Origin of the sequence: Kaistella sp. PBT33-4, from assembly GCF_029194425.1 — a bacterium.
Taxonomy (GTDB): Bacteria; Bacteroidota; Bacteroidia; order Flavobacteriales; family Weeksellaceae; genus Marnyiella.
Window position 1 is genome coordinate 255964 of record NZ_JARFYL010000002.1, and the last position, 14035, is coordinate 269998.

Genomic DNA, 14035 nt, shown 5'->3' on the forward strand with positions numbered 1-14035 from the left:
AATAAAATAATATTATGAAAAATTTAAAAAAAGCGACCATTAAAAAAGGAGGTCGCAAAATGAGCGCAAGATCGCTGTATGTCAAGGAGTTGAATTGGAAGGTAATACTGCCTACACCAATAGCCTACTACCTGGTAAGCAAGGTAGAGGAAGAAGTTCCATTCAAGAATTTCAAACCAGAAATAGCGCTGTATTTCCTGTCACTTATTTCGAGTATCCCCACCCGAAAAAAAGATCAGCAGTATTTTCAGAATTATATTCCGCTGGCTTCCCAAAATCTCAGAAAAATCAGCCGGAATTATAATCTGTACTTTAATTATTTTCTTAAGATCGAAATAATTAAAAAACGGAACTATGACAACAGGAGAAATCAATGCAACAGGTACCGGTATAATTGGGCCAAAATTAATGAATTAGGATCCATACCAATTTCGGCCGAATATTTCAGCTTCCCCCGTGGTTCAATTTCGATTGGCAGTGAGCAGATCGCGAAAGTCAACAGGGCGGTAGAATCTTGCCCCCATCTCGTCCAATGGTTTGATCATGGTCTGCATATCGATTATGAAAGGTTTTTGGAGGAAAATACCAACATTTTTACTGTAAATAAATACTCGGATGAAGATGTGCAGGATGCCGACTACCAAAAAGCCCGAAACTTTTACTATAGTGCTTTTGAATTTTCGGAACAGAATTTTCGAGTAAGTAGAGATATAAAGTCTGACTATAGGCTTCACACCAATCTTACCAATCTGTCGAAGCGGATTAGAAACTATATCTACTATCAGAATGAGAACATTATTGGATTGGATATCAAGAATTCGCAACCTTATTTTCTGATTTTGATGATCGAAAAAATCCTGAAAGAACCCCTAAAAGTAGATTTGAAAGGTAATGAGGGTGATAGAATAGGGAGGATAGGTAGAAGAATATATAGAGGTACTTGGAGTACCATCTTACACACTTTGTCCGAATATGCTTCTGACAGGGCGTTTGCGGAAGAATTTGAAAAGATTAAAGAGGCTGTTTTGTCGGGCAGATATTACGAATTTCTTGCGGATGTTTTTGATGATATCAAACCGTCGACTGACCAGTATGGCAATGAGTTCTACAGCGGCAGGTTCTATAATGCCAATAGAGAAATAACGGAGACTAAATATTATAAAACCAAAAGAGATCTGATGAAAAAGGTTTCGATGCAGTTGCTCTATACACCACTGACCAAGCCATCCGAATACTATAAAAAATTCAAACAGACCTTTCCAATGCTGTGCGGATTTATGGAGATTCTGAAAACTTCGCCTAATAGCAAGGATTCGTATAAGAAGTTTCCTAAACTGCTGCAACATTATGAGGCGGAATGTGTATTGGATTTTGTAACGAAGCGTATTGCAGAAAAATATCCTGATATGCCGATTTTCACGGTTCATGATTCGATCGCAACAACCTGGTTCTGGTTTGATGAATTACATGATTCAGTAGCAGAACTGATGATCGAGTTCTCAGATGGGATGCCTCCTAATTTTGAAAAGCAAGAATGGAATGATCGACCGGTGTACATACCGGCAGCCTAAGTTCTTTTATTGCCCCGCTTAATGCGGGGTTTTTCGTTTATACATCTCGGAACAGAACCCACTAATACCCAAAGAACCCTGAAGCGAGAAGGTTTTTCCGCGTACCCCCACCTCGCTGAACCATTTTTTTCGGGCAGAAACATGCTCATATTTTTAGGGCATGAGTTATTTGTAACATATTTAAAGACCGCCCGAAACACGAAAATAAAGGATTTAAAGTGTATTATTTATAACTCTTCCTATTTTTAGCACAGTTGGCACGATAACTGGACAATAAAAAATGCCCACCAATACGGGAAATATTGAATGGGCAGTGTAAAATAAACCTTAATGCTAATTAAAAATTTACTTACAATGGCAAATTTAAAAAATCTGACGGATATGTCCGTCTATGTCGGTACTTATTGCAAGTACAACGAAGGATCTCTTTTCGGGAAATGGTTAAACCTGTCTGATTATTCAGATTATGATGAATTGCTTGCCGCAATGCGGGAACTCCACAAGGACGAGGAAGATCCCGAATTCATGATACAGGACTGGGAAATCAGCCCACTTTTCCAAAGTTTGGGGTTAGTGTCCGAATCACATATTTCGAGCGAAATTTACGAAGTATGGGTAAGGATACAGGAATCAGGTTATGATCTCGAAATTATCGAAGCGTATGCCGACTGCTGCGGATCTTTTAACTCTATAGACGAAATTTTAGAACATATTGAGGAAAGTTATTCCGGAAAATATGATTCTGATGAAGATTTTGCCGAAGAGTTGCTGATCGAAACCTGTTCCTTACCAAAGGATCTACCCTCATACATCTATATAGATTGGGAACGTACAGCACGTGATATTATGATGGATTATTCCACAAGCAACGGATATTACTTCAGAAATGTTTAACTATATATATGTGCCCTGCTTCGGTGGGGTGCTTTTATCATATGAAAGCAAGATATATAAGGGTCTCCACTGCGAACCAAAAAGCTGGAAGACAGGAAGCTAAATCAATATCAGAAGAAACAGTATTTATGGATGTTGTCAGCGGAACCATTCCTTTTGCGCAGCGTACAGAAGGTAAAAAACTGCTGCAAAAAATCCAAGATGGATCGGTGGACTATGTTTCGGTATCTTCCATTGATCGCCTTGGCCGTAACCTGTACGACATTCTGACTACACTGGAACTGTTCAAAAAGAAAAAGGTTGTGCTTAAAGTTGACAATCTTGGTCTTGAATCGATGGTCAAGGGAAAAGAGAATCCGGCATTCAACCTAATTATTTCCGTCATGGCAAGCATTGCAGAAATGGAACGTGAAACCATGCTCGAACGTCAGCGGGAAGGAATCGCAATTGCGAAGGCAAAAGGAGTTTACAAAGGGAGGGAAAAAGGGTCTGTGGAATCAGATAAAGTCTTTCTATCGAAGTATACAGAAGTGATCAAGTGCCTGAAAAAGGGACATTCACTACGTGATACGGCAAAATTATGCAATGTTAGTTTGGGAACTGTACAGAAAGTTAGAAAAAAACTGGATCGGTGATGATTCCTCTTAAAACTACATAAATATTATTTCGAGGCTATAATATTAGTATATTCACCTCTTACACAAAAAATCTAAATATTAAAGTTATGAGTATATATATTACAGAAGAAGAAAAACGCAGTCATCCATATTACCAAATCATGGAACTACATGGAGAAGATCTATGCAAAACCCTAAATTCCTGGACAAGACAGGAACTTATTGATTGGCTCTGCTGGAATGACAGCAATGGCATTTATAGTGATGAAGATTCGCTACGTGAAATAGGTGAAATTCTCACTAAAGAGGTAGCTACAGAAATAATAACCAACCAAGTCTGTGAGTCTCACTGATTCCTGATCTAGGTAATACCTTCTTATAGAAAAAACTGTATTAGAGCATTTAATCTTTAGGTTATACCGAGTGAAATGCAGTAAACATCTGAGATTGAAAAAATTTTGGTGTGTTACTTAAATTATTGATGTTATGCACGGTTATCTTGGCCGCCTTTCAAATTCCGAGCGGGTAGAAAATTTCCAACCTAGCAACACTAAGGTAAAGTTGATCTCACTAATTTTGTTATATTTGATATTCACACTTATATAAAATAATAGGTGGTGTTTTGCAAAATCCACATGAACTGCAGTAACAAAAAAATATCTTTAAAATGAATCAGGAACTAGTAAAAACACTTTGGGCAACTGCCGATAAATTACGCAATAATATGGATGCGGCCGAATACAAGCATGTAGTATTGGGCCTCATCTTCCTAAAATACATTTCAGACAGTTTTGAAGATTTATACAATCAGCTGAAGGACGATAAGCTTTCTGATGAAGAAGATAAAGACGAGTATTTAGCGGAGAATGTGTTCTATGTTCCACCTTCCGCGCGTTGGAGTTATATTCAGCATCAGCGGGCAAAGCTTCCTAGCATTGGGAAAGACATCGATGATGCAATGGATGCGATCGAAAAAGACAATCCTTCCTTAAAGGGAGTTTTGCCGAAAGATTACGCAAGACCGGCATTAGATAAAAAACGGCTTGGTGAATTGGTAGACCTCATCGGGAATATAGGTTTCAAGGAAAAGGGCCACAGCAGCAAGGATCTTCTTGGCCGTGTCTACGAATATTTCCTCGGTATGTTTGCTGATGCAGAAGGAAAAAGAGGCGGCCAGTTCTACACACCAGATAGCATTGTAAAACTACTGGTCGAAATGTTGGAGCCATACAACGGTAGAATATATGACGGATGCTGCGGCAGCGGGGGCATGTTCGTTCAGAGTGAAAAATTTCTTGAAGCCCACGGAGGAAAGATTGGCGACATCGCAGTATACGGTCAGGAAAGTAATCCTACGACGTATAAACTGGCAAAAATGAATCTGGCAATTCGTGGCATTGATGCTAAAATAGAATTGGGTGATACATTTCACAACGACCGTCATAAAGATTTGAAAGCAGATTTTATCATGGCCAATCCGCCTTTCAATATTTCAGATTGGGGCGGCGAACAGCTGCAGGACAGCCACATGTGGAAATACGGTGTCCCACCGGTAGGAAATGCAAATTACGCCTGGCTTCAATTGTTTGTCAATAAGCTGAAACCAACCGGAACTGCAGGGATTGTTTTGGCAAATGGTTCGATGACGACCACCGCGGGTTCCGAAGGTGAGATCAGAAAGCAGATGATTACCGAAGGTTTGGTCGACTGTATGGTCGCCCTTCCTACACAGCTGTTTTTCAATACCCAGATACCGGCGTGCTTATGGTTCCTGGCACGCAACCGAACCAACCATAAATTCCGTGATCGCTCAGGTGAAATACTGTTTATTGATGCACGGAAGATAGGTCACATGACAAGTCGTAAGAATAAAGCATTTAATGATGCGGACATTGCTCAGATCGCAAATGCCTATCATAACTGGCGTAATAAAGACGGCAACTACGAAGACATTCAGGGCTTTTGTAAATCAGCGACATTGGCAGAGGTGGAAGCTAATAATTTCGTTCTGACACCCGGACGATACGTGGGGACTGAAGATGTGGAAGACGACGGAATCCCTTACGAAGAAAAAGTAGCGGCAATCTCAGAAAACCTTAAAGGCTATTTCGAAAAGTCCGTTGAACTGCAGGAACGTATTAGAAAAAATTTAATCAAGGTGGGTATTGAGTTATGAAAAACGTTGTAACATATGATATAAAACTGGATAAATCGGACCAGCCTAAAGGAACAATTGATTTTGATCGATTGGCGCTTTTGGCTGGGAAGATCAATAAAATTGCTAAAGGTGCTTTGCAAATCCGCTTAGGAGGTATATCAAATAAGAAAGGTAAAACCGAAACTAATATTGAGAAAGCTCTTCAAATTAGATTGACTGGTATTAGAGAAAGCAGTACGGTCCTTAATTGTGAATCTCAGCATTTCGCAGATACTCTAGGTATACAGATGGATGTATTTCGACCTGAGGTAGCGGAGGAGTTAGTTAACCAGACGCCAATGTCACTATTTATCATGTCGTTTGTGCAGGCTTTCGATGAGCAGGATGACGAAAAGCCGTTTCTGGATAAAGCTCTCTTGAAAGACCTCATAGAGTTGAAATCTTTTTTTAAAAACGAAAACGAGCAATTAATTATCTCTAATAACAATGTTACCCCCACAATAACTTTAACCAAGAAGGATTTCAATAAGATTACAAAATTAGAGGAAAATTACCCGGAGCCTCAAAATATTATCATCAACGGGAAAATTGATGTTCTTCAGCACAGTAAATCAAAAGTTACGATCAATACTTCTGAGGGTAGTGTGTATGGTATATTAAAGGATGTGAGTTTAAACGCAGAGATTAAACAATTTTGGGGATCAGATGCTACTGTGTACGGTTTGGGACATTACAAGGCCAATGGAAGATTAGACTTTATTGAGATTGAACGAATATTTAAAGTATCGCCAGAGGACAAATATTTTTCTAAAATACCTATAGCAGAAAAAACAGATCAGCAATTAAATAGGCAAATAATGGGTAAAGCAAATAAAAACTGGGCTTCGGAAATTTTTGGAAAATGGCCTGGAGATGAGAGTGATGAAGAGTTTGACAAATTATTAAATGATTTATAAGATGTGGTATTTAGTTCTAGACACGTGCGCTGTAATTCATATACTTAGAGGCAATAAAACAGGTACAGAAATAAATGAATGGATATCAACTCTCAATCCACAACCCCGCCAAATTATTTCTGTTGTCACCAGGGCCGAGCTTTTAACATTTGTAAAAATGAGTAATTGGGGTGCGAATAAGCTTAAGGATTTACATCATTTTTTGAAAGGTATTCCTACTATCGATATTAATCATACCGACGACGCTCTTATTGATAATTACAAACTAATCGATTTGTACAGTAAGAATAAAATGGAAGATGAAAACGGTGAAATTAAAAAGGGCGCACATATTACTATGGGTAAAAATGATCTCTGGATTGGTGCAACTGCTAAAACAATTAATGCTACTTTGCTCACTTGTGATGGTGATTTTGACCATCTGCCAAAGTCAATGCTCAAGATTAAAAAGTTCGAGTACACTAAAATAAACACAATTTAAATGACGAACTGGAAAGAATATAAATTAGGTGAGGTAGCAACATTTATAGATTATAGAGGTAAAACCCCTAAAAAAACTACAAGTGGTGTTCCACTAGTAACTGCCAAAATTGTAAAGAGCGGCACTATACAGACACCCACTGAATTTATTGCAAAAGAAGATTATGCAAGTTGGATGACTAGAGGTTTTCCAAAATTAGGAGATGTTGTATTAACAACTGAAGCCCCGTTAGGTGAAGTTGCACAAATAAAAGATCCAAGTTTTGCTTTAGCACAGCGTATCATAACAATTCGCGGTAAAGATAATGTTCTTGACAATGGGTACTTAAAATATTTTCTTCAGTCAGCAAAAGGTCAGCACAGGTTAAAAGAAAAAGAAACAGGAACAACCGTCACAGGAATAAAATCCTCCGAGCTAAAGCAAGTGCTTATTTCAGCCCCTGATTATAATGCCCAAACCGCCATCGCCGAAATCTTTTCCTCCCTCGACGACAAAATAGAACTCAACAACAAAATAAACCAAGAGTTAGAAAGTCTCGCCCAAACCCTCTTTAAGCAATGGTTCATCGATTTTGAATTTCCAAACGAAAACGGAGAACCCTATAAATCTTCCGGCGGCGAAATGATAGACAGCGAGCTGGGCGAAATTCCCAAAGGGTGGGAAGTGAAACCAATAGGCGACCTATTTGACTTCTTAGAAGGTCCTGGTTTACGTAATTGGCAATATAGACATGAAGGAATGCCATTTATTAATATTAGGTTAATTCAGAATGGCGATATATTAGTTAAAAACTCATCATTTATATCCATTGATGAGTTCAACCAAAAGTATTGTCACTTCGCTTTGCAAAATGGTGATATGGTAGTTTCAACTTCTGGTACTTTAGGTAAATCAGCAATTGTTAGAGAATCTCATTTGCCATTAATGTTAAACACATCAGTAATCAGATTCAGACCTACAGAAAATAATCTTCGTTCTTTTATGTATCAATACCTTCAATCAAATTATTTTTTAGATGATCTGAAATCTCAGGCATCTGGCAGTGTTCAATTGAATTTTGGTCCTATGCACTTAAAACGTATGTCTCTTATTAAACCTACGTCTAACTTATTGTACGCTTTTGAGGAAGCATCTGGTGAATTGTATAACACGATTTTAACAAATCGAGAAGAAAACCAAGAACTAACCAACCTAAGAGATACGCTATTGCCTAAACTCATTTCAGGCGAGTTAGAAGTATCTGATGCATTAACCCAAACCACAGCATAATGGCAGCAGTTATATCAGAAGACCATATTGAGCAGGTAATCATTCGGGAATTTATAGACTTGGGCTACCACTACCTCAACGGCGTAGATATTTCCCCTGAAGGACTTTACAAAGAAAGAGAATACAACGAAGTAGTCCTCAAAAACCGCCTGCAGGAAGCCATTGCAAAACACAATCCTACAATCCCTGCGGAAGCACAGGAGGAAGCGTTGCGCAAAGTATTGCGTTCCGACACTCCAGAACTCTTTCAAAACAATTACCGTTTTCATAAATACCTCACTGATGGCGTAGAAGTAGAATTCCGAAAAGGTGACCGCATTGCGGGAGATAAAGTATGGCTGGTAGATTATGACAATCCGCACAACAACGAGTTTCTGGTCGTCAATCAGTTCACCGTCATAGAAGGTAACGTAAACAAACGCCCCGATCTTATTCTGTTTGTAAATGGTTTACCATTGGTGGTAATAGAACTCAAAAATGCAGCGGATGAAAACGCAGATGTGAGTGCTGCCTTCAACCAGTTGCAGACGTATAAGCAGGCTATTCCGTCGCTTTTCCAGTACAACGCCTTATTGGTCGCATCAGACGGTTGGGATGCCCTGTATGGTTCCTTAACTTCCGCAAAACAGTTCTTCGTGCCCTGGAAATCCATTGACGGCGAACTCGTAGCCGATGAACACATTCCACAAATGGAGGTCATGGCAAAAGGGATGTTAAACAAGGACGTAATGCTCGATCTTGTTCGTCATTTTACAATCTTCCACCAGAATAAAGAGCAGCTGACAAAAATAGTTCCGCGCTATCACCAGTATTTCGCTGTAAACAAAGCCGTAGAAGCCACGAAGAAAGCTACCGCAGTAAACGGTGATCAGCGTGCCGGGGTAATCTGGCATACACAGGGCAGCGGCAAAAGTCTTTCAATGGCGTTTTATGCTGGTAAATTAGTGCTCGCACTCAACAATCCAACCTTGGTAATCCTTACCGATAGAAACGACCTCGACGATCAGTTATTTGACACTTTTTCTTTAAGTCAGGATATTCTGAGGCAGACTCCCGTACAGGCAGAAAACAGAGACCATCTGAAAGGTTTACTTTCTGTAGGTTCAGGCGGTATCGTATTTACGACCATTCAGAAATTCCTCCCGGAAATCGAGCAGAAAATAGATTTAGGTGATGGAAAATTCAAGAATATTAAAGGGCAGTTTGATGAACTTTCAGACCGGCGCAATATTGTCGTAATTGCCGATGAAGCACACCGCAGTCAGTATGATTTTATTGATGGGTTCGCCAAACACATGCGCGATGCTTTGCCCAATGCCTCATTTATCGGATTCACGGGTACACCTATTGAAAATACAGATAAAAATACGCAGGCTGTATTTGGAGATTATATCGATGTTTACGACATTCAGCAGGCTGTAGAAGATGGTGCAACGGTTCGCATCTTTTATGAAAACCGATTAGCTAAAATAGCGTTAAAGGAAGAAAACAAATATCAAATTGATGAGCAGATTAATTTAGTTGCCGAAGAAATGGCAGATTATGGAGAGAAAGACGAAGGCATAAGCCACGATATTGAATCTAAGAAAGCCAAATGGGCAAGACTCGAAGCAATTGTTGGTCATCCCGACAGATTAAAACTCATTGCAACCGATATTGTAAAACATTTTGAAGAACGGAATGAGATACTCGATGGTAAAGGAATGATTGTCTGTATGAGCCGCCGCATTGCAGTAGAACTGTATGCGGAAATCATCAAGATAAAACCCGACTGGCACAGCGACGATGACGCAGAAGGAGCAATTAAAGTAGTCATGACAGGTTCTTCCTCAGATCCTTTGCCTTTCCAGCCTCACGTACGAAATAAAGCCAAAAGAAAAGCCTTGGGCGAAAGACTAAAGGATCCCAAAGACGGTCTCAAATTAGCCATTGTCCGCGACATGTGGCTCACCGGATTCGATGCGCCAAGTTTACACACCCTGTACATTGACAAGCCCATGAAAGGACATAACCTGATGCAGGCAATTGCAAGGGTAAACCGGGTATATAAGGACAAAGAAGGCGGTTTGGTCGTAGATTATATTGGCATTGCCACTGATCTTAAAAAAGCACTCTCCGTCTATACAGAAAGTGGCGGTAAAGGAAAGCCGGCATTTGATCAGGAAGAAGCTGCGGCCGTAATGATGAGCAAGTACGAGATCGTTGCACAGATGTTTTCAGAACAGCCTAAAGATCATACAGAATCCAAAGGTTTTAATTATCAGTCTTTCTTTACCATGACGCCTAAGGAGAAGTTATATTTCCCGATTCAGGCAGCCAACTACATTTTAGGATTGGAAGATGGAAAGGCAAGATACATTAATGCGGTGACAGCATTATCTAAAGCGTTCGCTATTTCAGTTCCTCATCCTTCTACAATAGAAATCCGCGATGAGGTAGGTCTATTTCAGGCGATCAAATCTAGAATTGTAAAGGTTACCCAAAGTAAGAAAGGGAAAAGTGATGAAGAGATCGAAACCGCCATTAAGCAGATTCTGAGTGATGCTGTGGTGGCAGATGAAGTTATTGATATCTTTGATGCAGCGGGAATTAAGAAACCCGATATTTCCATTTTGTCAGATGAATTCCTTGCAGAAGTAAAAGGAATGAAGCACAAAAACCTTGCCTTCGAATTGCTGAAAAAGCTATTAAATGATGAGGTGAAAACCCGTCAACGAACCAATATTGTACAGTCCAAGAAATTCTCAGAAATGATAGAAAACGCAGTACGCAACTATCAGAATAATTTGATTACCTCAGCCGAAGTAATTCAGGAACTCATTAACCTGGCAAAAGACATCAAGGAAGCAGATCGCAAAGGAGAAGATTTAGGATTGGATTTCAGGGAATTTGCATTCTATTCCGCATTGGAAGTAAACGACAGTGCAGTTTCCATTCTGGGTGATGATATCCTCCGCCACATAGCTCGGGAACTCGTAGACACCGTCCGCAGCAATTCCAGCATCGACTGGACCGTTCGCGAAAACGTACAGGCTAAAATGCGAATAGCAGTAAAAAAGATATTACGCAAACACGGCTACCCACCAGACCTCGAACTCAAAGCCACCGAAACCGTTTTAGAACAGGCAAAATTGCTTGCAAGTTCAGTGCGGTAAAAATTTCAAATGTTTGTTAAGACCTTTCCGACAGATGAAATACCGGTTGACGGATACTTAGGGAACAGAACCAACCATTTTCAAGAGATAAATCTAGGGGAAGTTACATCCTTATTATATGATAAAATGCCCCAAAATGGTTCAATACTCGCCATACCTGTATTACCTAGTTATCGGACTATTTGTCGCATTTTATTATTACAACCATATTTATAAATAGTTGTATTCAAATAAGCGCAATTACAAACAAAAATTAGATGTCGGGAAAAAAATCGGGAGTATAAAAACGAAAAAAGCTGAAAACCAAACAGTTAACAGCTATTTAAGTACCCCGGACGGGACTTGAACCCGTACGTCCTTGCGGACACAGGATTTTAAGTCCTGCGTGTCTACCAATTCCACCACCAGGGCCTGGTAGATGTTGAGCGAAAAACGGGATTCGAACCCGCGACCCCGACCTTGGCAAGGTCGTGCTCTACCAGCTGAGCTATTTTCGCATAAAAAAATTTCTAAAATTGCTTTTAGAAATTTGGTGCGGATGAAGGGACTCGAACCCCCACGCCTCACGGCACCAGATCCTAAGTCTGGCGTGGCTACCAATTACACCACATCCGCCGGTTAAAAGATCTTCTTTTCTTTTTGTGAGTGCAAATATAGAAGGTTTTGCCATATCATGCAAATTTATTTTTGAAAAATATTTTTATCCACATTTCAGACAGATCATTTCTTTATTACTTTCTATTGTCTATTTTTACACTATTAATATTTACGATATGGAATTACAGGGAACAATAAAAAAAATAACTGACGTTCAGACATTTGCGAGCGGTTTTCAAAAAAGAGAAATGGTGCTTCTTACCGAAGAGCAGTATCCGCAGCCAATTAATATTGAATTCGTACAGGATAAGGTAGACCTTCTGAACAGTTGTACTGAAGGTGAAAAAGTGAAAGTTAGCATTAATATCCGCGGCCGCGAGTGGACTTCTCCGCAAAATGAAGTGAAATATTTCAATTCGATCGTGGGTTGGAGGCTTGAAAAAATAGCTGACAGCACTTCTTTCGAGCCTACTCAGGCTTCAGGAGGAACTCAGGCAGCACCAGCGCCGGGCAAAAATGTTTTTGAAGAAGAGGATGACGATTTGCCATTCTAATCTACTATAGAAATTATATAAATCCTGCTTTTTGAAGTGGGATTTATTTTTCCTCATGTACAAACTCGACAAAAATCTTATCGCTTTCCCCGATCCCGCGCATTATCATCCACCTGACGGACTGTTGGCGTTTGGCGGTGACCTGTCCGCGGAAAGGATTAGACTTGCTTATGAAAACGGCATATTTCCCTGGTATAATCCCGGGGAGGAGATTCTGTGGTGGTGTCCGGACCCGCGTTTCGTGCTTTATCCTGATGAACTGAGAATTTCAAAGTCGATGAAGAAGGTACTGCGCGATGAGGTTTTTACCTTCACCGAAAACCACTGTTTCCGTAAAGTTCTGGAAAACTGCATGCGTATTGAACGTCCGGGACAGGTGGGTACCTGGCTTAATGAGGAACTGATTGAAACTTTCACGCAGCTGCATCATGAGGGTTTGGCAAAAAGCGTTGAGGTTTGGCAGAAGGGCGAACTTGTGGGAGGCTTTTACGGAATCCAGATAGGCAATGTTTTTTGCGGTGAAAGTATGTTTTCCCACGTCAGCAACGCTTCAAAGGCAGGATTCATCCATTTTGTTAATAAATACCGCGACACTTTAGAACTTATAGACTGCCAGATTCATTCTGAACATCTGGAAAGCCTGGGAGCCAGAATGATTCCCAAATCACAATACCTGAACATCCTGAAAAGAAACAATGAATTCTGAAAAAGAAAAATGGGTCCTTCTGATCCTGCTCACCATTATTTGGGGCTCATCCTTCATCCTGATTAAAAAATCGCTTGAGCATTATGGACCTTTCCAGGTGGGTGCACTGCGTGTGCTGATTGCGGGAATTCTGCTGGCGCCTGTCGCTATGCTCAATATCCGGAAATTCCCACGAAAGAGGCTGAAATGGCTTATTGTGGCGGCTGTCGCAGGTAACTTTATACCTATGTTTCTTTTTCCGCTGGCCGAAACAGAGGTGAGCAGCAGCATAGCCGGAATTGTAAATTCTATGATGCCCATTTTCGTAATTCTGATTGGTGCACTGTTCTGGAAATTCAAGACTACCGGCAGGCAGATGATTGGTGTGGCGATCAGTTTCTCAGGCGCCTGCTTGCTGATGCTGAGCGGCGCAGAGGGTGACAGTCTGAAAATCGTGCCGATTCTGTGGTTGTTGCTGGCCACGCTGCTTTATGCGGTCAGCGTCACGACGGTAAAATCTAAATTAAGTGATGTGCCCGCAAAGATTCTGTCGGCCTTTGTATTTTTCTTTATCCTGTTTCTGCCCTCACTTATTACCCTTGCATCTACGGGCTTCTTCAAAAATTTTGAAGGTACAAAAGGGGAGTTTATAGGTCTTGGCTATGTAAGCCTGCTTTCCGTTTTCGGTACAGGTCTGGCGATGATGCTGAATTACCGTTTGCTCAGTATCTCCACACCGCTGTTTGCATCCACAGTAACACTTCTGATGCCTATTGTGGCTGTACTCTGGGGTGTGTTGGATGGCGAAAGTCTTACAGGACTACAGTTTGCGGGTGGATTTATTATAATAGGAGGGCTGCTGTTTTTGAGGGCAAAGAGTTCGAAAGCTTAGTCCACCTCATGATCGCCTCTGCATGGCTTTTCCGATAGTCTGCTTTTGCTATTACCTGAACCTTTTAAAGCTGCTGGAACGGATCTATTCCACAATATCCGACCCTTTTTTAGCATCATCATTTATTCGTCTGGGAATCCCTATTTCTTAATCTAATCGCGATGCCTAAAAAACAAAGAGCACTGAAAAACAGTGCTCTTTATCCT

Annotated in this window: 12 protein-coding genes and 3 tRNA genes; 12 read left to right on the forward strand and 3 right to left on the reverse strand. The window is 40.4% G+C overall.

The features are described from left to right. Positions 1–14: 14 nt before the first annotated feature. From P0M11_RS04175 to P0M11_RS04215, 9 genes are all read left to right on the forward strand, one after another. Positions 15–1571: a hypothetical protein gene (locus P0M11_RS04175; RefSeq protein WP_275624587.1), complete on the forward strand. Its 1557-nt coding sequence runs from the start codon at positions 15–17 to the stop codon at positions 1569–1571. Positions 1572–1925: 354 nt separating this feature from the next. Then, complete coding sequence (locus P0M11_RS04180) at positions 1926–2465, forward strand: antirestriction protein ArdA (protein ID WP_275624588.1); 540 nt, start codon at positions 1926–1928, stop codon at positions 2463–2465. Positions 2466–2506: 41 nt separating this feature from the next. Then, complete coding sequence (locus P0M11_RS04185; protein WP_275624589.1) at positions 2507–3100, forward strand: recombinase family protein; 594 nt, start codon at positions 2507–2509, stop codon at positions 3098–3100. Between the two features lie 89 nt (positions 3101–3189). Next, entirely contained in the window at positions 3190–3435 is a 246-nt protein-coding gene (locus P0M11_RS04190) for a hypothetical protein (protein WP_275624590.1), read from the forward strand. A gap of 314 nt (positions 3436–3749) precedes the next feature. After that, positions 3750–5258 (forward strand): class I SAM-dependent DNA methyltransferase, encoded by a 1509-nt coding sequence (locus tag P0M11_RS04195; protein WP_275624591.1) that lies wholly within the window; start codon positions 3750–3752, stop codon positions 5256–5258. Next, entirely contained in the window at positions 5255–6196 is a 942-nt protein-coding gene (locus P0M11_RS04200) for a hypothetical protein (protein ID WP_275624592.1), read from the forward strand. The genes P0M11_RS04195 and P0M11_RS04200 overlap by 4 nt, the downstream gene beginning before the upstream one ends. Position 6197: 1 nt before the next feature. Further along, positions 6198–6677 carry a type II toxin-antitoxin system VapC family toxin gene (locus P0M11_RS04205; RefSeq protein ID WP_275624593.1) on the forward strand — a complete coding sequence of 160 codons (480 nt, stop codon included), beginning with the start codon at positions 6198–6200 and terminating at the stop codon, positions 6675–6677. Further along, entirely contained in the window at positions 6678–7946 is a 1269-nt protein-coding gene (locus P0M11_RS04210; protein ID WP_275624594.1) for a restriction endonuclease subunit S, read from the forward strand. It abuts the gene before it with no gap. Next, on the forward strand, positions 7946–11101 hold the full coding sequence (locus tag P0M11_RS04215) for a type I restriction endonuclease subunit R (RefSeq protein WP_275624595.1): 3156 nt from the start codon (positions 7946–7948) through the stop codon (positions 11099–11101). Before P0M11_RS04210 ends, P0M11_RS04215 begins: the two co-directional genes overlap by 1 nt. A gap of 327 nt (positions 11102–11428) precedes the next feature. On the opposite strand, the gene P0M11_RS04220 is transcribed toward P0M11_RS04215, so the two are convergent. The 3 genes from P0M11_RS04220 to P0M11_RS04230 all read right to left on the reverse strand — a co-directional run bounded on the left by P0M11_RS04220 (position 11429) and on the right by P0M11_RS04230 (position 11716). Continuing rightward, positions 11429–11512, reverse strand: a tRNA-Leu gene (locus P0M11_RS04220). A gap of 13 nt (positions 11513–11525) precedes the next feature. Next, positions 11526–11598, reverse strand: a tRNA-Gly gene (locus P0M11_RS04225). Between the two features lie 33 nt (positions 11599–11631). Then, positions 11632–11716, reverse strand: a tRNA-Leu gene (locus P0M11_RS04230). Between the two features lie 158 nt (positions 11717–11874). Here P0M11_RS04230 and P0M11_RS04235 point away from each other — a divergent pair. Genes P0M11_RS04235 through P0M11_RS04245 form a run of 3 tightly spaced genes read left to right on the forward strand, consistent with a single transcriptional unit; the run spans position 11875 to position 13829 of the window. Next, the gene (locus tag P0M11_RS04235; protein ID WP_158063000.1) at positions 11875–12252 is read left to right on the forward strand and encodes a DUF3127 domain-containing protein; all 378 of its coding nucleotides are present in this window, start codon (positions 11875–11877) and stop codon (positions 12250–12252) included. A 55-nt stretch (positions 12253–12307) separates the two neighbouring features. Further along, positions 12308–12958: a leucyl/phenylalanyl-tRNA--protein transferase gene (gene aat / locus P0M11_RS04240; protein WP_275624596.1), complete on the forward strand. Its 651-nt coding sequence runs from the start codon at positions 12308–12310 to the stop codon at positions 12956–12958. Continuing rightward, complete coding sequence (locus P0M11_RS04245; protein WP_275624597.1) at positions 12948–13829, forward strand: DMT family transporter; 882 nt, start codon at positions 12948–12950, stop codon at positions 13827–13829. The genes aat and P0M11_RS04245 overlap by 11 nt, the downstream gene beginning before the upstream one ends. Positions 13830–14035 lie beyond the last annotated feature (206 nt).

Coding starts and splice junctions, on each gene's coding strand:
- P0M11_RS04175 (WP_275624587.1), top strand. CDS start 15: ATGAAAAATTTAAAAAAAGCGACCATTAAAAAAGGAGGTCGCAAAATG.
- P0M11_RS04180 (WP_275624588.1), top strand. CDS start 1,926: ATGGCAAATTTAAAAAATCTGACGGATATGTCCGTCTATGTCGGTACT.
- P0M11_RS04185 (WP_275624589.1), top strand. CDS start 2,507: ATGAAAGCAAGATATATAAGGGTCTCCACTGCGAACCAAAAAGCTGGA.
- P0M11_RS04190 (WP_275624590.1), top strand. CDS start 3,190: ATGAGTATATATATTACAGAAGAAGAAAAACGCAGTCATCCATATTAC.
- P0M11_RS04195 (WP_275624591.1), top strand. CDS start 3,750: ATGAATCAGGAACTAGTAAAAACACTTTGGGCAACTGCCGATAAATTA.
- P0M11_RS04200 (WP_275624592.1), top strand. CDS start 5,255: ATGAAAAACGTTGTAACATATGATATAAAACTGGATAAATCGGACCAG.
- P0M11_RS04205 (WP_275624593.1), top strand. CDS start 6,198: ATGTGGTATTTAGTTCTAGACACGTGCGCTGTAATTCATATACTTAGA.
- P0M11_RS04210 (WP_275624594.1), top strand. CDS start 6,678: ATGACGAACTGGAAAGAATATAAATTAGGTGAGGTAGCAACATTTATA.
- P0M11_RS04215 (WP_275624595.1), top strand. CDS start 7,946: ATGGCAGCAGTTATATCAGAAGACCATATTGAGCAGGTAATCATTCGG.
- P0M11_RS04235 (WP_158063000.1), top strand. CDS start 11,875: ATGGAATTACAGGGAACAATAAAAAAAATAACTGACGTTCAGACATTT.
- aat (WP_275624596.1), top strand. CDS start 12,308: ATGTACAAACTCGACAAAAATCTTATCGCTTTCCCCGATCCCGCGCAT.
- P0M11_RS04245 (WP_275624597.1), top strand. CDS start 12,948: ATGAATTCTGAAAAAGAAAAATGGGTCCTTCTGATCCTGCTCACCATT.